Source organism: Sphingobium xanthum (assembly GCF_019737615.1).
GTDB lineage: Bacteria > Pseudomonadota > Alphaproteobacteria > Sphingomonadales > Sphingomonadaceae > Sphingobium > Sphingobium xanthum.
Window position 1 is genome coordinate 116356 of sequence record NZ_JAHKKS010000001.1, and the last position, 24077, is coordinate 140432.

25 protein-coding genes are annotated in these 24077 nt (G+C 65.1%); 9 read left to right on the top strand and 16 right to left on the bottom strand.

Annotated features, from left to right (window positions below; translation table 11 throughout):
• Positions 1-9: 9 nt before the first annotated feature.
• A complete protein-coding gene (locus tag KM135_RS00600) occupies positions 10-738 on the bottom strand; it encodes a TetR/AcrR family transcriptional regulator (RefSeq protein ID WP_221711964.1) in 729 nt (242 codons plus the stop codon).
• Positions 739-1024: 286 nt separating this feature from the next.
• Between KM135_RS00600 and KM135_RS00605 the strand changes: the two genes are divergently transcribed.
• Entirely contained in the window at positions 1025-2686 is a 1662-nt protein-coding gene (locus KM135_RS00605) for a CocE/NonD family hydrolase (protein WP_221711965.1), read from the top strand.
• 170 nt (positions 2687-2856) lie between these two features.
• Here KM135_RS00605 and KM135_RS00610 read toward each other — a convergent pair whose 3' ends face one another.
• From KM135_RS00610 to KM135_RS00620, 3 genes are all read right to left on the bottom strand, one after another.
• Positions 2857-3963: an LLM class flavin-dependent oxidoreductase gene (locus tag KM135_RS00610; RefSeq protein ID WP_343228115.1), complete on the bottom strand. Its 1107-nt coding sequence runs from the start codon at positions 3961-3963 to the stop codon at positions 2857-2859.
• A 532-nt stretch (positions 3964-4495) separates the two neighbouring features.
• Positions 4496-4948, bottom strand: coding sequence for an aconitase X swivel domain-containing protein (locus KM135_RS00615; protein ID WP_221711967.1), 453 nt, complete (start codon positions 4946-4948; stop codon positions 4496-4498).
• Positions 4945-6234 carry an aconitase X gene (locus tag KM135_RS00620; protein WP_221711968.1) on the bottom strand — a complete coding sequence of 430 codons (1290 nt, stop codon included), beginning with the start codon at positions 6232-6234 and terminating at the stop codon, positions 4945-4947. The genes KM135_RS00615 and KM135_RS00620 overlap by 4 nt, the downstream gene beginning before the upstream one ends.
• 198 nt (positions 6235-6432) lie before the next feature.
• On the opposite strand from KM135_RS00620, the gene KM135_RS00625 reads away from it, so the two are divergent.
• Complete coding sequence (locus KM135_RS00625) at positions 6433-7245, top strand: arginyltransferase (RefSeq protein ID WP_221711969.1); 813 nt, start codon at positions 6433-6435, stop codon at positions 7243-7245.
• A 124-nt stretch (positions 7246-7369) separates the two neighbouring features.
• Here KM135_RS00625 and KM135_RS00630 read toward each other — a convergent pair whose 3' ends face one another.
• Both KM135_RS00630 and KM135_RS00635 read right to left on the bottom strand, forming a co-directional pair.
• On the bottom strand, positions 7370-8470 hold the full coding sequence (locus tag KM135_RS00630; protein WP_221711970.1) for an RcnB family protein: 1101 nt from the start codon (positions 8468-8470) through the stop codon (positions 7370-7372).
• A 157-nt stretch (positions 8471-8627) separates the two neighbouring features.
• On the bottom strand, positions 8628-9116 hold the full coding sequence (locus KM135_RS00635; RefSeq protein ID WP_221711971.1) for a GAF domain-containing protein: 489 nt from the start codon (positions 9114-9116) through the stop codon (positions 8628-8630).
• A gap of 111 nt (positions 9117-9227) precedes the next feature.
• Here KM135_RS00635 and KM135_RS00640 point away from each other — a divergent pair, with 111 nt between their 5' ends.
• Positions 9228-10043: a hypothetical protein gene (locus KM135_RS00640; RefSeq protein WP_221711972.1), complete on the top strand. Its 816-nt coding sequence runs from the start codon at positions 9228-9230 to the stop codon at positions 10041-10043.
• 23 nt (positions 10044-10066) lie between these two features.
• Here the strand turns inward: KM135_RS00640 and arfB are convergent, their stop codons facing one another.
• Together arfB and KM135_RS00650 are read right to left on the bottom strand one after the other, a co-directional pair.
• Positions 10067-10471 carry an alternative ribosome rescue aminoacyl-tRNA hydrolase ArfB gene (arfB, locus tag KM135_RS00645; protein WP_221711973.1) on the bottom strand — a complete coding sequence of 135 codons (405 nt, stop codon included), beginning with the start codon at positions 10469-10471 and terminating at the stop codon, positions 10067-10069.
• Positions 10468-11205 carry an RluA family pseudouridine synthase gene (locus KM135_RS00650; protein ID WP_221711974.1) on the bottom strand — a complete coding sequence of 246 codons (738 nt, stop codon included), beginning with the start codon at positions 11203-11205 and terminating at the stop codon, positions 10468-10470. Before KM135_RS00650 ends, arfB begins: the two co-directional genes overlap by 4 nt.
• A 23-nt stretch (positions 11206-11228) precedes the next feature.
• On the opposite strand from KM135_RS00650, the gene KM135_RS00655 reads away from it, so the two are divergent.
• From KM135_RS00655 to KM135_RS00675, 5 genes are all read left to right on the top strand, one after another.
• Positions 11229-12236: an acyltransferase family protein gene (locus tag KM135_RS00655; protein ID WP_221711975.1), complete on the top strand. Its 1008-nt coding sequence runs from the start codon at positions 11229-11231 to the stop codon at positions 12234-12236.
• Between the two features lie 202 nt (positions 12237-12438).
• Positions 12439-13152, top strand: coding sequence for a response regulator transcription factor CtrA (gene ctrA / locus KM135_RS00660; protein ID WP_221711976.1), 714 nt, complete (start codon positions 12439-12441; stop codon positions 13150-13152).
• Between the two features lie 431 nt (positions 13153-13583).
• A complete protein-coding gene (locus KM135_RS00665; RefSeq protein WP_221711977.1) occupies positions 13584-13817 on the top strand; it encodes a hypothetical protein in 234 nt (77 codons plus the stop codon).
• A gap of 94 nt (positions 13818-13911) precedes the next feature.
• Complete coding sequence (locus KM135_RS00670) at positions 13912-14583, top strand: spermine/spermidine synthase domain-containing protein (protein WP_221712496.1); 672 nt, start codon at positions 13912-13914, stop codon at positions 14581-14583.
• Between the two features lie 80 nt (positions 14584-14663).
• A complete protein-coding gene (locus tag KM135_RS00675) occupies positions 14664-15446 on the top strand; it encodes a helix-turn-helix domain-containing protein (RefSeq protein ID WP_246605643.1) in 783 nt (260 codons plus the stop codon).
• Between the two features lie 282 nt (positions 15447-15728).
• On the opposite strand, the gene KM135_RS00680 is transcribed toward KM135_RS00675, so the two are convergent.
• The 8 genes from KM135_RS00680 to KM135_RS00715 form a co-directional block, all read right to left on the bottom strand.
• The gene (locus KM135_RS00680; protein ID WP_221711978.1) at positions 15729-17045 is read right to left on the bottom strand and encodes a GGDEF domain-containing response regulator; all 1317 of its coding nucleotides are present in this window, start codon (positions 17043-17045) and stop codon (positions 15729-15731) included.
• 232 nt (positions 17046-17277) lie between these two features.
• Positions 17278-18618, bottom strand: coding sequence for a M28 family metallopeptidase (locus tag KM135_RS00685; RefSeq protein ID WP_246605644.1), 1341 nt, complete (start codon positions 18616-18618; stop codon positions 17278-17280).
• Positions 18608-19387 (bottom strand): metallophosphoesterase family protein, encoded by a 780-nt coding sequence (locus tag KM135_RS00690; protein ID WP_221711979.1) that lies wholly within the window; start codon positions 19385-19387, stop codon positions 18608-18610. The genes KM135_RS00685 and KM135_RS00690 overlap by 11 nt, the downstream gene beginning before the upstream one ends.
• 78 nt (positions 19388-19465) lie before the next feature.
• The gene (gene dcd / locus KM135_RS00695; RefSeq protein ID WP_221711980.1) at positions 19466-20020 is read right to left on the bottom strand and encodes a dCTP deaminase; all 555 of its coding nucleotides are present in this window, start codon (positions 20018-20020) and stop codon (positions 19466-19468) included.
• Between the two features lie 2 nt (positions 20021-20022).
• On the bottom strand, positions 20023-20610 hold the full coding sequence (locus KM135_RS00700; protein WP_221711981.1) for a P-loop NTPase family protein: 588 nt from the start codon (positions 20608-20610) through the stop codon (positions 20023-20025).
• 6 nt (positions 20611-20616) lie between these two features.
• Positions 20617-21063: a cytidine deaminase gene (gene cdd / locus KM135_RS00705; RefSeq protein ID WP_221711982.1), complete on the bottom strand. Its 447-nt coding sequence runs from the start codon at positions 21061-21063 to the stop codon at positions 20617-20619.
• The gene (locus tag KM135_RS00710; protein ID WP_221711983.1) at positions 21060-21767 is read right to left on the bottom strand and encodes a GH25 family lysozyme; all 708 of its coding nucleotides are present in this window, start codon (positions 21765-21767) and stop codon (positions 21060-21062) included. Before KM135_RS00710 ends, cdd begins: the two co-directional genes overlap by 4 nt.
• A gap of 8 nt (positions 21768-21775) precedes the next feature.
• Entirely contained in the window at positions 21776-22258 is a 483-nt protein-coding gene (locus tag KM135_RS00715) for a UPF0262 family protein (RefSeq protein ID WP_221711984.1), read from the bottom strand.
• A 175-nt stretch (positions 22259-22433) separates the two neighbouring features.
• Between KM135_RS00715 and KM135_RS00720 the strand changes: the two genes are divergently transcribed.
• Positions 22434-23924 (top strand): replicative DNA helicase, encoded by a 1491-nt coding sequence (locus KM135_RS00720; RefSeq protein ID WP_221711985.1) that lies wholly within the window; start codon positions 22434-22436, stop codon positions 23922-23924.
• The last annotated feature ends 153 nt before the right edge of the window (positions 23925-24077 follow it).

Consider the following 24077-nt stretch of genomic DNA (forward strand, 5'->3'; position numbering starts at 1 on the left):
AGGCGCGGCTCAGCTTGCAGCGCTCTTCCGTGTGACCCCGGCGCTCGCCACGCCATCCGCACCCACACCCTTGAGGATCAGGTCGATCACATGCGCCTTGTAGCGCTCGGCCGCGCTCGCCTGGCTTTCGCCGGTGCGGGCTGCCAGCTTGGCGGCGTGGAGGATCTTCTCGCACAGGCCCATGATCGCGAGGAAGGTGAAAGCCGGGTCGATCGGGCGCAGCGTGCCCTCGGCCACGCCCGCGTCGATCAGGCCTTCATAGATCTCCAGCGTCTTGCCCATCCAGAGGTTGATGAGCTCGGTCGCCAGCGGATCGGTCTCGTTGTCGATGATCTCGACCATCAGCCGGTGATAGAAGGGATTGACCAGGAAGAAGTCGACCATCGCATCGACGCGGATAGCAAGGCGCTCGGGCGCGGACTTGGCGTCGTTGGCGCCCTCGATCTCGATGACGCGGTCGCCGATCTCCTTGGAGAGCATGCGGGCGACATCGACGAGCAGCCGCGTGCGGTCCTGGAAATAATATTTGAAGAGGGTCAGATGGACCTTGGCGTGGCGCGCGGCGACGGAGAGCGAGAGCTTTTCCGGCGGGACGGTGCGCAGCAGCTCGGCCGTCTTCTCGATCAGCAACTCCTTGCCGATGCGGCCCTTGCCGGTGGGGCGGCCGATCGCGCGGGAGGCGCCGCGGCGCGTGCCTGCGCCCTTCCGATCGTCGAGGGTGCTATTGTCCTTGGCCAATGCTCTGCTCTGTCCTTCCTGTGCGCTGGGCACGGCAACGCAAAGCCCTAGCTCTTCTCCCGCTTTTCGGCAACCATGGGGCGGAGCGGGTGGATATATTATAAGACAGTTGAAATATTGGTTTGGCTACAATAGGTGGCTAGTCGATAATGGATAAACTTGTGCTCCTGCGAGCCATAGGCGGGCGAAGCCCAACGCGGGAGTCCGGAGGGTAAGGGCACCCGGTTGGGCCGTGGGCTCCTGCCTGCGCAGGAGCACTGTTCAGCTGCAGAGGCGGAGGATGGCGATGGGCTACAAGGAACGACTGCGTGCGCCGCTCAATTCGCCGGAATTCCGCAGGGCACGGGCGAGGCACTATGAGCGCGCCGAAGTCGACGGCATGGTGATCGAGCGCGACGTGCGCGTGCCGACCCGCTTCGGCTTCGATATCTGGATCGACCTGTTCCGCCCGGCCGATGCATCGCTGAAGACGCCGGTCATCGTCGCCTGGACGCCTTATGGCAAGCATGACCCGGCGCCGCTCGCGACCATCTTCCCGGCCTCGGGCGTGGAGCCGGGCTGGATGTCCGACCACACGATTTTCGAGGCGCCCGATCCGTTGTTCTGGACCCGGCGCGGCTATACGGTGATCACGGCGGACGTGCCGGGCACCTGGTATGCCGAGACGGAAGCGGGCTATTTCTCGCCGCGCGAGGCGGAATGCCATTACGACCTGATCGAATGGGCCGGCACGCGGGACTGGTCCAATGGCAAGGTCGGGACGGCGGGCGTCTCCTATCTCTCGTCCTGCCAGTGGAAGGTCGCGGCGCTCAAGCCCCCGCATCTGGCCGCGATGAACGTCTGGGAAGGCTGGTCCGACACGTATAACGAGATCGTGCGCCATGGCGGCATTCCGGAGACGCATTTCTGGCCCTATATCCAGGTGCGCTGGGGCGTCTCGGACCGGGAGGTGGAGGACCTCTGGGCGATGACGCAGGAGCATCCGCATTTCGACGATTACTGGCGCACCAAGGTCGCGGATTTCTCGGCGATCGACGTGCCGGCCTATATCGTCGCGAGCTGGTCCGATCATGGGGTGCATACGCGGGGGACGCTGGAAGGCTATAAGGGCCTGTCGTCCGCGCAGAAATGGCTGGAAATCCACGGCAGCAAGAAATGGGGCTATTTTTACGAGCCGCCCTCGGTTGCGCGGCAGGCGGCGTTTTTCGATCATTTCCTGAAGGGCGAGGAGACCGAGCTAAGCGACTGGCCGCCGGTGCGGCTGCATGTGCGCGATCGGTTCGGGGTGGCGACGCAGAAGCCGGCGCAGCACTGGCCGGTCGAGGGGACGCGCTATGAGCTTCTGTATCTGGATGCGGGCGCGGGGGCGCTGAGCCGGGAGGCGCCGGCGCAGGCTGGCGAGGCGGTCTATGATCCGCTCGACCAGAAGGGTGCGGCGACGTTCGATTTCGCGTTCGATACCGAGACCGAGCTGGTCGGGCATATGAAGCTCAAGCTCGTCGTCTCGACCGACGAGGGGGACGATCTCGATCTGCATGTCGCGGTGGAGAAGATCCGCGCCGACGGGGCGAAGGAAGGCTTCGCGCATTGGGCGGTGTTCGAGGACGGGCCGGTGGCGCTTGGCTGGCTGCGCGTCTCGCGGCGGGCGCTCGATCCGGTGAAGTCGAGCGAGTGGCAGCCGGTGCTGGCCAATGACCGCGACGACAAGCTCGCGCCGGGCGAAGTGGCGGAGGTGGATATAGAGATTCTGCCTTCGGGCACGCGGTTCCTGCCCGGCGAGACGTTGCGGCTGATTGTGAAGGGGCGGGATATCTACAATCATCCCAAGCCGATGCTCTACATGCGGCATGAGGACAGCGTGAACCGTGGGGCGCATCGTATCCATACGGGCGGGGCGCGGGGGGCTTATCTGTTGGTGCCGGTGGTGGAGATTGCGGAGCGGCTATAGGGCTGCCCATAGCCCCTCGCCCCTTGGGGAGAGGATAGCGAAGCTCGGCGACGAAGTCGGCTAGCGCAGCTTGGAGAGGGGGGAAGCGGCAGCGCGGCTGGGCACCCCCTCTCCCTCCCACCGCTTTGCGGCGGGCCCCTCCCTCTCCCCGAGGGGAGAGGGGTTAAAACTCACCCCTTCTTCGCGGATTCCAGCACCTTGTTCACCGCCGCGGCATTGGCGCCGCTGAATTCGTGGCGGTTCTCGTAGACCCAGTCGAACGACTTTTCGCGCTGGCGGTTGGCGCCGTTGAAGCGGGGCATGACGTAGCGCATCATCAGCTCGTAATTGCGCTTGCTGGCCTCGAAATTCATCCAGTTGGTGCCGGACATGAGCACCGTGCCGAACGGGCCGATGCGGTCCCAGAGCTTCTCGAGGAACTCGACCGCTTCGTCCGGCGTGCCGACGAGACCGCCGCGCGAGGCGATCATGCTGGCAGCGGTGTCGCCGCCCTTTTCCCGGATGTCGGCATAGGCCTTGGGATTGAGCGCATCGAGATAGTGCAGCCAGGGCTCATAGCCGAAATTCACGGCCTTCTCGGCCTCGGCCCGGGTCTCGGCCAGGTGGAAGGAGACGACGACGCGCAGATCGTCGCGGCTCATGCTGTTGCCATATTCCCTGGCGGCTTCCTCGGCATGCCCCCACGCAGCCTGGACGTCCCCGCCGCCTTGGGTCAGGATGCCCATGCCATAGCGGCCGGCGAGGCGCGAGCCGATCGGCGTGCGCGAGGTCGCGACCGCGAGCGTCGGGCGCGGGTGGCTGTAGGGCGAGAGCTGCAGGCGCGCGTCGCGCAGCGTGAACCACTCGCTGTCATGATTGACGATCTCGCCGTCGATCAGGCGCATGATGACGTCCACGCCCTCGACCAGCCGCTCGCGCTGCTGCTCCGGCGCGATGCCGAGCATTTGCGCGTCCGAGATCAGCATGCCCGGGCCGAAACCGAACATGGCGCGGCCGCGCGTCTGATGATCGAGCTGCACGATCCGGTCGGCGACCATATAGGGGTGATGATAGGGCACCGAGATGACGCCGGCGCCGATGCGGATGCGCGAGGTGCGCTCGGCCGCGGTGGCGATGAACAGGTCCGGCGATCCGTAGATCTGCAGGCCGCCGCTATGATGCTCGCCGATCCAGGCCTCGGTGAAGCCGAGATGCTCGACCCACTGCACCAGCTCGAAATCGCGCTGCATGCAGAGCGCGACATCCTCGTCATTGGTATGGTGAGGGGGCAGGAACACGCCTGTCCGCACGTGTCGCGATTCAACCAAGCAACGTCTCCCGAGACTGTTCTCGCCCTGCGGCGGGGTGAGGCGAGTCATAAGGCGGCGCCGGGAGTGGAGCAAGAAATTTATAGTCGACTAGAAAATATTCGCGCTGCGCCTGCGATTTCCGTCATTTTGTCATGCCGGCCGAAATTGCGGTCTTGTTGGGCGACAGCCCTCACCTCCGGGAGATCCCGGCTTTCACCGGAATGAGGTCGGCCAGTGGGGCCGGCACGCCCGAATGAAAATCGGCTGTCCTACAGCCCCTCATCGATGGCAGAGCGTCATGCCGGCCGATCAGCCGCCAGACATCCGCTCCTTCTCATCGTCCAGCATCCGCAAGACTTTCCCGGCGTCTTGCGACCCCGGAAGGACTTTGCGCGAATTCACCATGCCTCACACGCGGGAAGATGGAGAAGTTAGGAGTGTCAAGTTATTGAAAAAGCGCGCGCCGACATGTTTGCCGACGCGCGCGAAATGCACGAAATAGGGGTAGGAAACCGCCCGATCAGTCCGGCTTCTTGTCCCAGACCGTGATTGTGCCGGCATCGCCGTCCACGCGCACCCAGTCGCCGGTGCGAATGATGTCCAGCGGGTCCTGATCGCAGTCGGTGACGGTCGGCGTGCGCATCACGACGGCGCCAAGCGCGGCCTTGGTGGTCATGATGTTGAAAACCATCGCGACCGGCGACATGCCCCGCAGCTTGGCCATGTGGAAAATGCCGGACCAGCCCGAGCTGCCCTTGGCGCCGGGGAAGACCAGCACCTTGCCCGCGAAGCTCTGGCCCTTCAGCTCATGGCGGCTCTCGATGACCGTACCGGTCATCGGATTGACGCCGCCCCAGCCGGAGATCGTGTCGCGCGTAACCAGCGCCTCGCCCTCGGCGACGCCGGGCACGACCGGGCGGCCGGTGATGACGGCGCGCGGCTTGTCGAGAAGCGTTGTCGATTCTGCGCTCATGCCAGCTTTCCTTTCCATTTGCCGGTGCAGGCGGCGTCGATGCACTCGGCCGTCGTGCCGTACCAGCCTTCGATGCCCATCATCGCGGGCAGATAGTGAACCTGTTTGGCGCTATCGAGCGCGGCGACCTTCGTGCCCTTCGGCACCGCCTGGCTGATCGCCGAGCAGGTGTCGGTCATGAGGTACGCGCCCGCGTCGCGCAGGATCCTGGTGTAGCCATTGGCGTCGGCCGTCGCCTTCACCGCGCGGCTGGTGAACACCCAGAGCGCGCTGTTCTCATGGACCTTGCGGCCTTCGATGAGGGCGGCGGCCTGCGCGATCTGCTCGATCGAATAATGTGGGCAGCCGAGCATGACATAATCGACATCCTCGCTGTTGCCGACGCTGTTCAGCGTCTCGTAGATGCGCTTGCGGGCCGCCTCGTCGTAGATGAAGATGTCGCCGCGTGCCGGGCCGCCAAAGGCATGCTCGACACTCGGCGCCTCGGGCGTGATGCCGACCATGTGGTACATTTCGACGCCGCCGGACGAGGCTGCCGCCGCGCCGAAATGCTTGTGGCGGATGAGGCTCGCATCGCTGACATTGCCGGTGATGACGGGGATGGTGTCCTGCACCGCATCGCCCACGAAATAGCCGAGCATGCCCCATTCGAAGATGCTGTCGACCGGCACGCGGACATCGACGCCGTGGTGGCCCTTGCGATAGTCGTCGCGATGGAAACCGAAGTCCGGGATGCGCTTGGCGAGCATGGCGGCGCTGGTCGACTCACGGCCCTCGCAATTGGTGCGCGCGCCGATCACGCTGTTGGCGAAGACCACCGCGCTCGATTCCATCCAGGCGCAATGCTCGCCCATTACCGGCACGTTGCCGGCAAGATAGGGCGTGCAGGTCTTGAGGATCTGGATGCCGTGATCCGCGACGCTCGCCTCGTCCGCGACAAAATTGTCGTGCGCCGCCTCGGTCATGCCCTGCTCCTGCCAGAGCATCGGGTCCATGCCGCCCTGCAGGTGGCAGGAGAAGGCGTTCATGCGCGGCACATCGACCACTTCGTCCGAATCGAGATCGAAGCGCGAGAAGACGGCGCGATAGTCGCCGCCATCCTCCTTGTAGTAATCCTTGATCCATTGCGGGGCGGATCCGGGCACGCCAGCGACATTGTTCGTCTCGACGAATCGTTCGGCGCCGAGCGCGTCCGCATAGCGGATGAGCAGTTCCATGGCCTTTTGCGTCGCCGCGCCGGAGTCGCCCTCCAGCATCGCTTGTTCGGCATCGGTCAGCTTCACCATGAGGTCCGTCTCCTTCTGTGGTAGCTATTTCCGCGCATGCGCCGCACGATGCAAGTGAGAAACCGTTTCGAGGTGAACGATCGTCTGTCCCGTTGTGACAGAGGCCGCTGGTAAATGGTCTTTTCACACTCGGCTTATATCGGCATAGTCCATGATTGAGTTGAGTCATCGGCCGGCAGGCGGCCGCAGGGAGACGACGTGAGCGCTGCTTTCCGCTTTCCGCGCTTCTTCATGACGAACGCTGGTCCTTGCCCCTATCTGCCGGGGAGGACGGAGCGCAAGGTCTTTACCGAGCTTGCCGGCGAGCACGCATCGGAGCTGAACGACGCGCTCGGACGGATCGGTTTCCGCCGCAGCCAGAACGTTGCCTATCGCCCGAGCTGCTCGGATTGCAGCGCCTGCGTCTCGGTGCGGATCGTCGCCGACGAGTTCAAGCCCAACGGCACGCAGCGCCGCCTCGTCCGCAAGAACAGCGACCTCGTCGTGCGTGCGTGCAAGCCCTGGTCGACCGACGAGCAGTTTACGCTGTTGCAGCGCTATCTCTCCGCGCGCCATCCCAATGGCGGCATGACCGAGATGGACGAGATCGACTTTGCCGACATGGTCGAGCAGACGCCGGTCGAGACCTATGTCATCGAATATCGCGAGCCCGGCGTCGATGGGCGCCCCGGCGCGCTGGTCGGGGCGTGCCTCACCGACAAGCAGAGCGACGGCCTCTCGATGATCTACAGCTTCTTCGATCCGGAGAAGACGGACCGCCCGGGCCTCGGCAGCTTCATCATCGTCGATCATGTCCTGCGTGCGCAGAGGGCAGGGCTGCCCTATGTCTATCTCGGCTACTGGGTCGAGGGTTCGGACCGGATGAGCTACAAAGTCCGCTATCAGCCGATCGAGAAGCTTGGTCGCGCCGGCTGGGAGCGCTTCGATCCGCCGGTGCTGCAAAAGCCCGGCAACGCAACCGACCACGAAACCGAGCTACCGCGCGATTCGGGCGGTCGTCTCCTCAAATAAATCTGCTGGGCGCGTTCGTGCGCTCCTCTTTCCCGCGATTCCGCTTCCCGCCGAAAAGCTGAGGGCCCGGACAGCTCTTCAGCCGCCGGGCCCTTGCTGGACGCCCCCCGGTGTCCAGAAGAAGTCAGTTACAGTTGCAGTCTCGTCGCACGATCTTGCGCTTGATGATCTTGCTCGCGGGCCGCTTCGTGACTTTGCGGCTGGTCGTGACATAAGTCTTGGTGGTCGTGGTAACGCTCGGCTCGATCGTGATCGTCGTGACAGTCTCGCCCGGATAGTACCAGCCATTGGCGATATAGCCGGGCGCGGTGTAGGATTGGACGTGTGACACCCCGGGCGCGGCATGCACGCCGCTATGGACCGGGCCGCCTTCGGGGCCGCCACGCATCGCCCAGTGTGGGCCGCCGTGCGGTGCATAAGCTCCATAGCGGCCGTCGCGAGCCCGCATATAGGCGTCGTAATTGGAGTAGCCGGCCTTGCGCGCCATTTTGTCGAGCTTGCGGCGCTGCTTGGCCTCTTCCCGAGCCAGCTTGCGTTCGTTGCGGGCACGGCTCGGATCGACATAGGTGCCATCGTAGCGATAGCCGGGTGCGTCATAGGCGTAGCGCGTGTCGCGGCTGCTGGTCGCATCGCCGATCGCCGCGCCGGCAATCGCGCCGACGCCGGCGCCGAGGATCGCGCCGGTCGTGCGATCGCCCGGACCTGCGATGGCGCTGCCCAGCAGGCCGCCGGTCACGCCACCGATGACGGCGCCAGCGACGGCGCGGCCGCCATTGTCGTGAGGAGCGTCCTCGCGATAGCGCGGGCCGTCGTCATGGCCGCCGTAGCGCTCCCAGTCGTAACCGACGCGGCTGTCATGGACCTGACCGTAGCGATCGGTCAGCACCGCATCGTCATAATAGCGCGACCAGCCATATCCGGCCTGCGGCGCGGGCAGGCCGTAGACGCGATAGTCGGAGATGTAATAGCTCGGCTGCAGCCAGTAGCCCGGCAGCACATAGCCCACGACCGGGCGACGATAAGCGCCCCAGCCGCCCGGCGCCTGCCAGCCACCCCACCAGCGGCCATTGACGCGGTGGCCCCAGTTCCAGCGGTTGTTGTTCATGACCGGGCCGCCATGCAAGACCATGGGGCCTCTTGCGACGTGCGGTGCGGTGGTCTGCGCCACAGCCGGCATAGCCGCGAGGCTGGCGGCACCGAGGCCGACGAGAAGAAGCATCCGCATCGCGATTCGTCCCTGCATTCCGTCCCGGCACGCGCGTGAGCGGCCGTTCTTGTTCAGCTTCGGGATGTATCAGCGCCGTGCGATGGTTACCACGCGATTCACCATATTCTCTGTCCCAAACTGGAGCAGAACTGGCTGAAATGCGCGGCTTTTCTCGTCAGCCCGCGAGGGCGGGGGCAATCGCCGCGCAGAGCGCTTCGAGACCGCGTGCGTCCGCCTCGTCGAAGCGGGCAGGCGCGGGGCTGTCGAGATCGAGTACGCCGATGAGACGGCCTTCATGGACGATGGGCACGACCACTTCGGAGGCCGAGGCGGCGTCGCAGGCGATATGGCCGGGGAAGGCGTGGACGTCTTCGACAAGCTGCGTCTCGCGCGTTGCTGCCGCCGTGCCGCACACGCCCTTGCCGAGCGGGATGCGGATGCAGGCGGCCTTGCCCTGGAAAGGGCCGAGCACGAGCTCGTCGCCGACCAACCGATAGAATCCGGTCCAGTTCAAATCGGGCAGGAACTGCCAGATGAGCGCGGCGACATTGGCCATGTTGGCGATGGCGTCCGGTTCGCCTGCAACGATGGCTTTAGCGGCGTCGCGCAGATCGTCGTGGAGCGTCGCCTTGTCGGCGGCATCGGCGGGCGCGAAATCGTACATGACTGCCCATGTAGGGCGACGACGAGGCCGTTACCAGACTTGCAGTGCAAGCCGGTCCGTGGTCTTCAGCGTCCGGATCGCGCGACACGCGCCACAACGCCAGGGGACGGCATGAACGGCGACGATCAGACGACACGGGCGCTCGCGCGCGAAGTGGGCCGCAACAGCGTCGAGCGGCTTGGCGACGGGCTGAGGCGGCTGCTGGGCGAGGCAATGGCGCTATTCCGGCTGCTGCTCTGTGCTGTGTTCCTGCTCAATGTTGCGGGTTTCTGGTTCCGCTTTTCCTTCGCCGACACGATCGCGCCCGAGCGTCACGATGAAGTTGCTGTGCTGTTCGGCATGGGGGCGACAGTAGCGCTGCTTGCGCTATTGATCAGCCTGCTGTTCACGATTCCGCTTGCCCGTGCGATGCGACGCGCCATCACGAACTGGACGCAAGTCTCCGTCACTGGCGATCTGTCCGACGAAGCCATGGCCGATGCGAAGCGCGTCAAGCTCACGGGCACGGTCTGGCTCGGCGTCACGTCGCTGGTCGGCTTTGGCGCGCTGGTGCTGTTCGTCACCGGCGTGCAGGTCGCAAGCAACGACTTTGCGGTGTTCACCCGCGCGCTGGAGCCGGCACCCATCGCTGAGCCGGCACCGCGAGCGCTCAATGCTGCCGAGGTTCCCGGCGTTCCTTCCAATGCGGCCGCCAATGTGACCGCATCGACACCAATCGCGACCAGCACGCCAGCGCCGGCCGTCTCACCCTCGCGGCCGGCAGCAGCGCCTAGGGAGACGCGCGCGGCGCCCCGTCCGCGTGCGAGCGCCACACCTGTCCGGCCCGCTGCCTTGCCGCCGCCGACCCGCACGCCCGCCGCTTCACCCTCGCCGACGCCTGCCCCGGCAGCGCCCGCGCCGCAGCCGGCGCCGAGCGCCACGCCCTGAGAGAGCGGGCGGCAGCTTTCCCGTCAGTCCATCGTCACCCTTCCGCGCGCGGCCTTCACGGTGCTGCGGGCCTTCTTGGTATCGACGCGCCGGGCCTTGGCGGCCTTGCTCGGCTTGGTCTTGATCCGCCGCGCCTCGCGCTCGTCAGCCTTGTCGAGTATCGCGATCAGGCGCGCGCGGGCATCCTCGCGATTGGCTTCCTGTGTGCGGAAGCGCTGCGCCTGAATGACCAGGGTACCACTCGCGGTCATGCGCGAGCCGGCGATGGTGCGCAGGCGGCGATAGCTTTCGGGTGAGAGGCCGAGCCGGAAGACATCGACGCGCAACTGCACGGCGCTCGCCACCTTGTTGACATTCTGCCCGCCGGGCCCGCTCGCGGTGACGAAGCGCTCTTCCAGCGCATCGTCGGGAAGGATCCGCTCGCTCATGCCGTCGCGTCCAGTCCCTCGCTATCGGCGAAGCCGGCATCGGCGAAGCTCGGCGGGACCGGCGCCGTGGCCGCGACCGGTGGCTTGCCTGCACGAGGCAAAGACAAGCTGCGGGCGTGGAGCAGCATGCCGTCGCGCCAGCTCTTGTCTGGCTTGGCGGTGCGATAGACCGGATCGCCCAGGATGCCGAGACCAAGGCCATGCAGCGCATGGGCGCGCAGCTGATGCGTGCGACCGGTCTCCGGGCGGAAGCGGATGAGCGCCCGGCCATCGCGCGAGGCCAGAACCTCCCAGTGCGTGATCGCACTTTTGCCGCCCTTGCCCGGTCCCATGCGCCAGCCGGTCTCGGCGGTGCTGGTCTTGACCAGCGGCATGTCGATGACGCCCGATGTCTCGATCGGAATGCCGTCCAATATGGCGAGATAGCTCTTCTCGACCTGCCGCGCCTCGAACGCTTCGGTGAAGCGCTTGGCGGCCTTGGGATTGCGCGCGAGGAGCAGGCAGCCGCTAGTGTCACGATCAAGCCGATGCACGGCGACCGGCCAGCGCTGGAAGCCGAAGGCGAGGCTGGTGAGATGATTTTCGAGGCTGAGGCTGCCGTCGCGCGGCGGATCGACGGGCAGGCCCGCCGGCTTGTCGAGGATGATCGCTTCGCCATCCATGAAGAGCACGCGGTCGGTCAGCGGCGAGAGGCCGCCGGGAGAGGGGTGCGATGATCGGGAGTTGACGGCCATGTCCCAGCCTATAGGGCGTGGCCATGGGCGGGGAAAGCGCTGTCGGTCCAGACCATGATGCCGAGCGCGGCCCAACCGCGCGCGCACGGCTCGACTGGGTCGATGCGCTGAAGGGCGTGGGCATCGTCGCGGTGGTCGCGGGGCATGTCTGGACGCGGGGCTGGGTGCGCGACGCAATCTACGCCGTCCATATGCCGCTCTTCTTCATCCTCTCGGGCTATACGACACGGCATGTCCCGTGGCGCATCTTCCTGCCGGCGGCATTGCGCAGCCTGTGGGTGCCGTTTTTCTGCTTCTCGGCGATCCTGCTTGCCGCAGATTTCCTGATCGAAGGCGCCAAGGGCTTCCGGCCGATCTTCTCCGGCTGGTGGCATGGCGCGACGACCATCCTCTTCCACGCCGAGCAGACGCGCGGGCCGTTCACGATCCTCTGGTTCATCCCTTGCCTGTTCCTCGCGCGGCTGGCCTGGAATGCGCTCACGGCAAACGGCCGCCGGCCGAATGCGCCGTTGCTGGTGGTGGCTATGGCGCTGGTTTTCGCGCTCGCGCTGTTCGCGCATCATTTCGGCCAATGGTCGCCGCTCGCGCTGCTGGCCCTGCCGGGTGCGCTGCTGATGATCTGGGCCGGGGCGCTTTGGCGACACTGGGGACCGCCGCCGCGAATCGGCGCGGTCGCCATGGCAATGATCGCGGTCGCGGTGCTGATCTGGTTCCCGCCGGTGAACATGAAGCAGGGCGACATCGGCTGGCCGGGCCTCTCGCTCGCCGGTGCCATGGCGGTTACGGTCACGCTGGCGGCGCTGCTCCAGCGCCTGCCGATCGCGCTGATCGGCGGCCTTGCGATGCTCGGCAGGGCCACTCTGGTCATCATGTATGCGCATGTCGCGCTCATTCACTATCTGCGGCCCTATGCTCCGGCCGCCGTCATTTTTATCGCCGCTTTGGCGCTTTCCTGGGAACTGGATCGGCGGCTGCGCCGTTTTGCATCGTCGCGACGGATACTGCTTGGCGAGAGCAAAGTCGGGCGGTAACCGCTGCTTAAGTCTATTGACTCACAACGGCACCTGAGTCCGTTGCGCAACAGCTTTACGTGTGAATCGTAACGACTCGTGGATTCAAGCCGCTTTACCCTAAATTAACCTTTTGCGTTCATCTGTCATATGGTTAATAGTTACGGCCAGGCCTGCCGAGCCGGGAAGGTGCGCCGGAACGATCGAAACAGAGGGCAACCATATGCGCGTGCTGCTGATTGAAGACGAACCGACGACCGCCAAGGCGATTGAGCTCATGCTCACGACCGAAGGCTTTAACGTATATACGACCGACCTCGGCGAAGAGGGCTTGGATCTCGGCAAGCTCTACGATTACGACATCATCTGCCTCGACCTTAACCTCCCGGACATGCACGGCTATGACGTGCTCAAGAAGCTTCGCAGCTCGCGTGTCCAGACCCCGGTTCTGATCCTGTCGGGCATTTCGGAGATGGACAGCAAGGTCCGCTCCTTCGGTTTCGGCGCCGACGACTATGTAACCAAGCCGTTCCACAAGGATGAGCTGGTTGCGCGCATTCACGCCGTGGTGCGCCGCTCCAAGGGCCATTCGCAGTCGGTCATCCGCACCGGCAAGCTAGCCGTCAATCTCGACGCCAAGACCGTCGAAGTGGACAGCAACCGCGTTCATCTCACCGGCAAGGAATATGCTATGCTGGAGCTGCTCTCGCTCCGCAAGGGCACGACGCTCACCAAGGAAATGTTCCTCAACCACCTCTATGGTGGCATGGACGAGCCGGAACTCAAGATCATCGACGTGTTCATCTGCAAGCTGCGCAAGAAGCTCTCGCTGGCTTGCAGCGGCGACAATTATATCGAGACGGTCTGGGGTCGTGGCTATGTGCTGCGCGATCCGGACGAGGCCATTGAGGGCCTGGATGCCGTTCAGGTCGCCTGACGCAGCCCGTTTCCTGCCAGTTTATCGACGACTTGGGGCCGGCGGATTTCCGCCGGCCTTCCTGTTTGCGGCGAAGGTCGCGAGGGCCGTAACTTCACAAAGGTCACGCATGTCGCGCATGGTGATCCGCGCAAAAGTCGCGCGCAGGGCGAGAGGGCCGGCGCGCAGCATGCGGTCGGGTTTTCTGACATGTCAAAGAGCGGAATGCCGCGACTCTGACACGGCGCGGCGGCCGTAGGACAGCGTTTTTCAGAGGCTGCCGACGCGCACCGCCGAATTGCTGCGACAATCGGGCCGGCCCCTGCTAGAGGACCCGGCATTGCCGCGATTTCAGCCCGCAAGCTTTCGCCGTGACTGAGAGACGATCCGCGCTCCCGCTTGCCGAACGGGACGATATCAATGGCAGCCAGCTGCACCGAAAGCCTCTTCGCATGACCCGGGTCGTCACCATCGACGACACGCCCGAAGCCGTCACAGCGCTCTGCGCCAAGTTCGGGATAGGCATATCCGTGATCGAGCCTCTTCCTTCGGGAGGGACGCGCGTCATCCTCAATAACGGGGTCGATGCCGAAAAGGTGCGGCGGGAGATGAAAGCGAAGCTGATCGCCGGGCCGAGCGTGCGCTCGTCGCTGTACGTCGCCCGGATCCGAGCGCCGCAGAGCTAGACGAGGCAGCATCATCCGGCCGAGCGTGGAACGCCCGGTCGCAACATCAAGACGAACTGACGAGGGCGTGGTGCGCGCAAATCCCGAGGGCTGGATCGAGCCGCATGAATGCATTGCCACGGCGACCATCCCCGATGGGGTAGAGCTGCAATTGATCCGCCATGGCGCGGATTTCACGATCGCGATCGACGACAATGATCTCATGAGCACGCGGGTCAGCGGGTCGGAGGTCGCGCTTGCGACAATGACGCATGCGCGGCTGGGGTCGCGCGCCGAGGCAGACTGGCTGATCGGCGGCTATGGCATGGGCTTCACTCTGCGCGCCGCACTGGAGGCGCTCGGCGATGACGCCAGCGTGACGGTGGCCGAGCTGGTGCCGGAGATCATCGAATGGGCGCGCGGGCCGATGCACGCGCTGACGGCCGATTGCCTCGATGATCGCCGGGTTCAGCTGGTGAACCAGGATGTCGCGACGCTGATCGGCGCGGCGGCGGCCGGTTACGATGCCATCCTGCTCGATGTCGATAACGGCCCCGAGGGCCTGTCCTGCCGGGCGAACGATTATCTCTATTCCGACAGGGGGCTGGCGGCGGCGCTGCGCGCGCTGAAGATCGGCGGAATCCTCGCGGTCTGGTCCGCCTTCGATGATCCCCGCTTTTCGGCGCGCCTGAAGGCGACCGGGTTCGAGGTCGCCGAAGTGAAGGTCAGCGACGGACACGAGGCCGATGGCGACACGCATGTGCTCTGGTTTGCGCGGAAGGGCTGATTGACAGCTCTCGAGATGCTGCGGGGACACGAATTTTTGGGGGTGGCCGCGACCCTGCGCCTGACCTAGATTTCTATGCCATGAACATGCTGACAAAGTACGGCACCGAGGCGCTGACCGAGAAGGAGAAGCAGACGCTTCGCCTGATGGTGCGTGGTCACGACGCGAAATCGATCGCGCGCAGCCTCGACCTGTCGGTGCATACGATCAACGAGCGCCTGCGCGAAGCACGGCGCAAGATGGCGGTGTCGAGCAGTCGCGAGGCCGCGCGGCTGCTGCTCAGCGCTGAAGGCAACGACATGGGCGCGCCGAACCCCAATTTGCTGGGGGACGCGGAAATCGGGGAAGACGCACGCGGCGCCCGGATGAATGAGGAGGCCGCGCCGATCGGCGGCGTGGGGCGGGTCTATCGTCCTTCCCGGTTCATCATCGGAGGTCTTCTCATGACGTTTGTTTTCAGCCTGCTAGCCATTGCCACCTTGCCCCAACTCGCTTCGACGACGTCGCAAGCACCGGTTGCCGCCGAGGCGAGGTCTTCCTCGGAAGTCGTGGCGACGGCACGCCAGTGGCTCGCCTTGCTCGATCAGGGACGATGGGACGAAACCTATCAGGCAACCGGAACCTCGTTTCGCCAACAGAACAGCAAGCAGGTCTGGGCCGCGGCCTCGGAAGAAGCGCGGGTGCCCCTGGGTGCCATGATCTCGCGCACATTCGTCAGTCAGGAAAATCTGCCTGCGCCGCCGGCGGGCTATGAAGTGGTGAAGTTCCGCACGCGCTTTGCGAACAAAACCGAGGCGGTGGAGACGGTCACGCTCGATCGTGAGGATGGCAGTTGGCGCGTGGTAGGCGTGACGATCGGCTAACCCGCCGGAACTCTCGTCGATCGGAAGGCGTGCGGCGCGCGCCTTTCGTCCTCCCTTACTGGCGCGGGGCAGCCCCACGAAGGTGATGATGCTCTCGGCCGCGCCTTCCTTGCCGTCGCCGCCGACGAAATTGTCATCGACGATGAGGCCCTTGAGCACATGACTGGTAGCGTCTGCGCCCTCGACGGGGTCCAGGTTACGAGGTGCCCGAAGAGAGTGCGCCGGCGAGGCTGGCGTTGGCTGCGGGTCGGCGAGATCGCTGCCGGCGCCCGTTTCCAGGGCTCAGTAAAACATCGCGTCGTAGATGACGCGGTTTCGTCCCTGGTTCTTCGCCATATACAGCATCTGATCCGCCGCGTTCAGATTATTGTCCATGCCTTCCGTGTGCTGGAAGATGGCGGCGCCAATCGAGACCGTGACGCTGAGCACTGCCCCGGTCGTCGGGATCATCAGATCGGCGATGGCTTCGCGAATCTGCTCGCATCGCGCCTTGACCGCTTCGGCTTTCATGTTCGGCCAGAACATCACGAATTCCTCGCCGCCGAAGCGCGCCGTGATTGCATCGCCGGCGCCGTTCAGCTCGTCGATGACCTCCGCGACCAGCCTGATGACCGTGTCGCCGGTATCATGACCGTAAGTGTCGTTGACCTTCTTGAAATGGTCGATGTCGAGGATCGCGATCGATCCCTCCTGTCTTTGCTCCTTCATCGTCTCGATCGCGCTTCGGGCGCCCTCGAAAAAGGCGCGGCGGTTGTAGAGCCCGGTCAGCGGATCCCGTTCCGCCAGGAAGCGCAGCGTCTTGATCTGCTTGAGCGTCTCGATGTTGCTTTCGATGCGGTATTTGACTTCTTCCGCGATGAAGGGCCGATAGATGAAATCGGACGCGCCGGCCTTCAGGAACGAGGCCGAGAGAAACGGGTCGGACGAAGTGGAAATGCCGATCACCCGCAGCCGGTCACCGGCATATTGGGCGCGGATGCGGCGCGTGAGCTCATGCCCGTCCATGTCCGGCATGTGAAAATCGGTGACGACGAGTTCGATCTCCGGATGTCCGGCCAATATTTCGAGCGCGCCCGTGCCGGACTCGGCCTCCAGGACGCGGTAGCTCTGCTGCCGGAGCAGCGTGACCAGCGTGGCGCGAGCGGTCCGCGAATCATCGACCACCAGAATTGGGGGCGCGGTCTCGTCCGTGAGCCGGAAGACGGCTTTCGCGACATTGTCGAAGGCGTCCTTCGCATCCTTGACGAAATAGTCGACAATGTTGGGCGTGGCGAACCGCGCACGAACCTTTCGGTTGAGTGTCGCGGTAAACAGGATTGTCGGCACATCCAGATCCGAAAGCAGATCGAGGATTTCGCCATGGGGCGCGTCCGGCAGATTGAGGCCGGTCACGGCAACAACCGGACGCTGCTCGGCGAGCGCGAGGGCGGCATCGGCATAGGTCTTGTACCAGACCACGTCGATCGCCCCTTCCGCTTCCATGCTGTTCTTGAGCAGCATGCCGACCGCAATGGAATCCTCGATGAGAAAGACGCTACGGGACGAGACTGAGACGGGCCTGTTTTGCGGTACCCGATCGATCTTCCTCAAGAGGCTCATCCTGCAATTTCCATCCCTGAACAACCGATGCGCGCCGCAATGCGCGACGGCTGAGCAGATGAGTGTCGCAGAAATTCGCTGTCGAACCGTTACCGACCAATTGTCACGGTCTTTGACAATGGGTGGCCATGCGTCGCCATGAACGAGCGCGGCGGCCGAGATCGGCGATCATCCGGCCTGCCAGCCGGGCCACGGTGTGACGCCTTTCACCGTGGCGGAGGCATGAACGCCTTCACTGCCTGGGTGGCAATCCCGCGAAGGTGATGATGCTCTCGGCGGCGCCTTCCCTGCCATCGCCGCCGATGGCGGCGACGCCGACGAAATTATCGTCGACGATAAGGCCCTTGAGGACGTGGCTGGTCGCGTCCGCGCTGACGCGCGGACCGGCGATCCAGTCGCGGCTGTCGGCGGGGCGGGTGTAGATGCGGTAGCCGGCGGCGCCCTTGACCGGAGTCCAGGTGACCGTCGTGTCGGACGAGAGCGCGCCGGCGAGGCTGGCGCTGGCCGGCGCGGTCGGCGCGGCGGCGAGGGCGCGCATCGTCGCGACGTTGAGCGCGGTCACGCGGGCGAGATAGGGGAAGTCCATCCGGTCGACCGTATCGCCATAGACGACGCCCGCCTCGGTGCGCAGGTCCTGATGCTGATGGCGGTAATTCTCGACGCCGACCGAGAAGCGCACGGCGGGATAGCCGAGCGCGAGCGATGGCTGGTGATCGCCGCCGCGCTGGAAGCGATCGGGGCGCCGCACCGCCATGACTGCGAGGCCGCCCTGGCCAACGCCGCTCTGGCTCACGCCCTGCACATAGCGCATGAGCGCGCGGCTGGGGCCGTCATCCTCGCCGCCCGAACCACGGCGGATCTGCGCGGTGGCGAGGTCCTCGCTGGTGCGGATGCCCTCGGAAAAGACGCGGACGCGATCGGCGACGATGCGGCCGTCCGTACCGACCGTGTTGCCGACGATATCGTTGTTGAGCATCGCAGTCACATGCCAGCCGCGCGCTTTGGCGGTGCGGGCGAGCAGTTCGCCGCCCCACAGGCCCTGTTCCTCGCCGGAGAGCAAGGCATAGACGATAGTCGCGCGGTGCTTGTCCTTGCTGAGCAGCCGCGCCGCCTCGATCACGAGCGCGCAGCCCGATGCGTCGTCATTGGCGCCGGGTGCGTCGGCGGTGGCATTCATGACGTCGGTGACGCGGCTGTCGATATGTGCCGCGACGATGATCACATTGTCCCAGCCGTCGCTGCCGGGCTGGATCGCCAGCACATCCTCGATGCGGACGCCCGCGGGTGCGCGCGGGCCGGTGAACTGGTCGCCGATCGTCTCGACGGTCAGGCAATCGCCGCAGGCCTTGCCGATGCGGGCGAACTCACCGGCCGCCCAGCGCCGTGCGGCGCCGATGCCGCGCCTGGGATCGGTCGCGGAGGACAGGCTGTGGCGCGTGCCGAAAGAGACAAGCGTTTCCACGTCTGCCTTCAGTCGCGCGGGATCGGGCGTGGCGGTCTGCGCGAAGAGTGGCGCGGCGATCAGCGCCGTCGCGAGGAGCCAGCTGTGTCGCATCGGCCGCTTAACCCGCATAAGCCGAGGTGCTCAGGAACCATTGCTCGGTGCCTTCGAGGCCCACGGCGGTAAGCACCCCGGAAACATAGGCGCCGGTATCGATGCCCATGCGATTGCCGCGTTGTTCGACGCCGCTGGTGATCGAATGGCCATGGACGACGAAATATTGATGCGGCGCGTCGAAGTTCAGAAACTCATCGCGGATCCAGCGCAGATCGCGGCTTTCCTGTTCGTCCATCGGCACCTGCGGGCGGATGCCGGCATGGACGAAGGCATAATTGCCGATCAGCACCTTCTCTTCCATGCTTTCCATGAATTGCAGATGCCGCTCGGGCACGGCGGTCATCAGCCAGTCGCGCAACTGGCCGAGTGTCATCTGGTCGAGATCGTTCTCGGTGGCGCCGTAGCTCAGCAGCGTCTCGCGCCCGCCGATCCGCGTCATGAAGCGCAACGCGCTCTCGTCGCCGCGCGCCGCCATGAGAAAGACTTCCTCATGATTGCCCTGCAGGCAGGTGACGTCCGGCCACCATTCGCGCAGCTGCATCACGAAATCGAGCACGCCCGCACTGTCCGGCCCGCGATCGACGAAATCGCCGAGCATCACCAGCTGCGTCGCGCCGACGGGGCCGCGCGCGAGATCGTCGTCGGCGATCTTGTCGATGAGCTCGGTCAGAAGGTCGAGACGGCCGTGAATGTCGCCGATGGCATAGACACGGCGTCCCTCGCCGAGGTCGGGCGGATCGACCAGAAGGTCCGGAGCGGACTTCGATTTGAAGAGGCCGAACATGGTCAGATCAGTATAAGACGAGGCGGCGCATAAGAGCCAGCCTTATCGTTGCAAGTGCGAAGAAAGTGTTGCCTCTGGTCAGAGCTTCGGGAGCGTGACGCCCAGCTGGCCCATATATTTGCCGGCCCGGTCCGCATAACTCGTCTCGCAGGGCTCGTTGCCTTCGAGGAACAGGAACTGGCAGGCGCCTTCATTGGCGTAAATCTTGGCCGGAAGCGGCGTCGTGTTCGAAAATTCCAGCGTGACATGGCCTTCCCAGCCCGGCTCGAGCGGCGTCACGTTCACGATGATGCCGCAGCGCGCATAGGTCGACTTGCCGAGGCAGATCACGAGGACGTCACGGGGAATGCGGAAATACTCGACCGTGCGGGCCAAGGCGAAGCTGTTGGGCGGGATGATGCACACGTCGGTCTTGCGATCGACAAAGCTGTTCGCGGCGAAATCCTTGGGATCGACCACGGCGCTATCGACATTGGTGAAGATCTTGAACTCGTCGGCGACGCGCGCGTCATAGCCATAGGAGGAGAGGCCGTAGCTGATGCAACCCTCGCGCCGCTGGCTCTCCACGAAGGGCTCGATCATGCCCGTCTGCTGTGCCTGGGTGCGAATCCATTTGTCGGAGAGTATTGCCATGGTCAGCTTGCTAGTGGCTCGGCGCGGGGAAGGCCAGATGGTTCACCCAAGGCGAGGCGCGCGATCAGCGCTTCCGCCTCGGCGGGGTGACGCAGATGGTGGCGGGTGATGCCGGGCGGGAGGGCGCGCATCATCTCGCCATATTGCGTGCGGCGCCTTTTGTGGGTGGACCATGCCCAGCGAACGGGGTGGCCGGGGTCCAGCCAGCGCGAGAAGCCCTCGGTATTGCCGGTGCCGGGCCATAGCTCGCGGCCCGAGATCGCGCGATCGAACGAGCGGAGGACGACGCGCCACATGACCAGCGTTCGCGCATAGTCCAGCCAGACGAAATGCGTGATGCGGTCCATGATCATCGGCCGCACGCGCGCATAATTGCCGTCGGTGACCCACTGCTCGCCGGCGATTGCATCGGCCACGCGGGCGGAGAAGGTCTCGGGCTCCTGCTCGTTGAGATCGCGCCAGCCGGGCTGCCAATTGATCGCGTCGAGTTCGATCACCGGCAGGTCGAGCGCTGTGCCGAGCCGCCGCGCCAGGGTCGACTTGCCCGAGCCGGAGGTGCCGACCACCGAAATTCGCATCGGCGAGCGCATCGCCGCTCATCCGATGCCGAGATTGGCCGGCCCGAATGCCTCGGGCAACAGAAAGTCGAGATCGAAGCGCCTGACTGCCTCGCCCACGGGCGCGGCGCAGAGGATGGTCAGGTCGCGCCCGGCCATGTCCTGCGCTTCCTTGATGATCTGGCGGCAGCGGCCGCAGGGCGTGATGACGTCGCTGCTGGCCGCGCCCATCGGCCCGCCGGTGACGGCGATGGCGGCGATGTCGCGCAGGCGGCCCTGCGCGTTGGCGGCGGCGATCGCGACCGTCTCGGCGCAGAGCGAGAGGCCGTAGCTCGCATTCTCGAAATTGCTGCCCGTCAGGATCGACCCGTCGGTCATGCGCAGCGCCGCGCCGACCGCGAAGTTGCTGTATGGCGCATGGGCATTGGCGATCGCGCCGCGCGCTGCCGCGATCAGTTGCTGCTCGTCATCGGTCAAGTCGCTCATGGTCGCACCACATCCCACTCGATCGGCCCATCAATGCCGTCCACGCGCTTCCATGTCGAGGCCGTCCACATCACCCAGGGGCGCGTGGCATAATCGGGCGGGAAGAATTCGCCTTCCAGCCAGAGCGTGCGGTTGATGCCGCTGGCGACGTCATATTGCGCCTCGAACGCATGGCTGACGCGGATGAGGGCGGGCTTGGCCGCGTGAGTCTCGATCTGGTTGAGGAAGGTGTTGAGCTCGGCGAGCAACGTGTCGCGATTCGGCCGCTTGCCGCATTCGGGCCGGAAATCGAGCTGCACCACCGGCGGCAGCATGGCGGCATCGCGCGGCACCGTGGCGATGAAGCGGGTCGCCTGCTCGGACGCCGGGCTGCAGAGGGTGAAGCGATGGACTGCGCCATAGCGAAGGCCGATGCCCTTTGCGCCGGCAAGATAGTCGTCAAAGGCCGGGTCGCGCGCTTCCGCGCCGCTAGTCGCGAGCAGATAGACGAAGTCCGCGCCCGATGCGCGGGCCATGCGCCAGTTGATCTCGCCGGCGCCGGCATCGAGCGTCATGCCCTGCACGGCGAAGCGGCTGCGCGACGGCGTCCAGCTCCGCGCGAACCAGGCAAGCGCGCCGAGGATCAGCGCGCCGATCAGCACGGTCGCGATCAGGATACGCAACGGTGTGAGCTTGATGCGGCGGCGGGCGGGGCGGGAAGCCATCGTGGTCCTCAGCCGCGAATGTGCAGCACGCAAATGAGCGTGAAGAGGCGCCGGGCCGTGTCGAAATCGACCTCGATCTTGCCCGCCAGGCGGCCCATCAGAAGCTCCGCCGCTTCGTTGTGGATGGCGCGCCGGGCCATGTCGACCGTCTCGATCTGCTGCGGCGTCGCGTCGCGAATGGCGCGCTGATAGCTCTCGAAGATCGCGAAATAGTCGCGAATGGCGCGCTTGAAGCTGGCGAGGCCGAGAATGACGGCTTCCAGCGGCGCATCGTCGGCGTGGCGGATCTCGATCACCAGCCGCCCGTCGGCCACGCGCAGGAACACCTTATAGGGGCCGTCATGCCCGTCCGCAGCACTGCGCACGGGGCTGAAGCTGTTTTCCTCGAGCAGATCGAAAATGGCGATGCGCCGCTCCTGCTCGACGTCCGCGTTGCGCCACAGGATCGTCTTTTCGTCGAGGACGATATCGATGATGCGGGGGTCGGCCATCCGCTGCTTCCCTAGGCTGGCGCGGGGAGGGGGGCAAGGCACGACGATATTTCTCCCCTTCTCTGAAGAGGAGGGGCTTAATAGATGTCCCCGATCTTATCCCCAGCTTAGCCAACAGACATTTCACCGAACGACTCTTGCGCGGCGAGTCCGGAAAGCCGATTGTGTTCCACCCATGGCCGATCCGACCCCTCTCACGCTGGTGCCCGACACCGGCCCCGAAGTCCGCCTGCCGCGCAATGTCGAGGCGGAAGCAGCGCTGCTGGGCGCGCTTATGGTCGATAATCGCATCGTCGAGGATGTGCAGATGGAGCTCAAGCCCCTGCATTTCTTCGAACCGCTGCACGGCCGCATCTACGACGCGATCCTCAAGCTGGTCGATCGCAACATGGTCGCCAATCCGGTGACGCTCAAGCCGTTGATGGAAGCCGATCCGGCGCTCAAGGAGCTGGGCGGGCCGGGCTATCTGGCGCAGATGACCGGCAGCGGCGCGGCCGTGATTGGCGCGCGCGACTTCGCCCGCCAGATCTACGATCTGGCGCTGCTGCGCGAGTTGATCGGTGTCGGCCGCGACCTCGTCGACAAGGCGCTCGACACGTCCGAATCGATCGATCCCAAGGGCCAGATCGAGCAGGCCGAAATGGCGCTCTATGCCGTCGCCGAATCCGGCGGCGACACGGGCAGCATGAAGACCTTCGCTCATGCGACGCGGCTCGCGGTCGAGATGGCGGAGAAGGCGCTGAACTCGGGCGGCCATGTCTCGGGCATCACCACGGGCCTCGACGGGCTCAACAGCCGCACCGGCGGCCTGCACCCTTCCGACCTCATCATCGTCGCCGGGCGTCCTGGCATGGGCAAGAGCTCGCTGGCGACCAACATCGCCTATAATGCCGCGCGCCGTTGGGTGCGCGACAGGGCGGACGGGATCGATCCGGCCAAGTCGATCGGCGCGCCGGTCGCGATCTTCAACCTCGAAATGTCGGCCGACCAGCTCGCCACCCGTATCCTTGCCGAGCAGTCGGGCATCAGCGGCGAGGCGCTGCGCATGGGCAAGATCAGCCATGCCGACTTCCAGAATCTCGTCCGCGCCTCGCGCGAGTTGCAGGACCTGCCGCTCTATATCGACGATACGGCGGGCCTCACCATCGCGGCGATGCGTACGCGCGCGCGGCGGCTGAAGCGGCGGCATGACATCGGCATGATCGTGGTCGACTATCTCCAGCTGCTCCAGGGCTCCGGCAAGACGGGTGACAACCGCGTCAATGAAATCTCGGAGATCAGTCGCGGCCTCAAGACGCTGGCCAAGGAGTTGCAGGTGCCGGTGATTGCGCTTTCCCAGCTCAGCCGCGCGGTCGAAAGCCGCGAGGACAAAAGGCCGCAGCTCTCGGACCTTCGCGAATCCGGCTCGATCGAGCAGGACGCCGACATGGTCTGGTTCCTCTATCGCGAGGACTATTACGAGATGAGCAAGGAGCCGAACATCGAGCAGGACCCGGCCGCCTATGCGCAGTGGGCCGAGAAGATGGACCGCATCAAGGGCCATTCCGAGCTGATCGTCGCCAAGCAGCGCCACGGCGCGACCGGCAAGGTGCGGCTGTTCTTCGACTCCAAGATCACCAAGTTCACCGATCTGGCCGACGACCGGTTCGGGAATGACGACGACTGACGGGGCCACCGAACGGCCGCACGGCCTGTCTCGTGCAGATACCGATCCGGCGCGCTAAGTATTTCACAATACAGCGATATTCCGCACACTCGCAAGCGGAGGGAATTCCCAATTCCAGGTGAGCGGCGCTGATCGCTTGCCGGTTTGATGGTT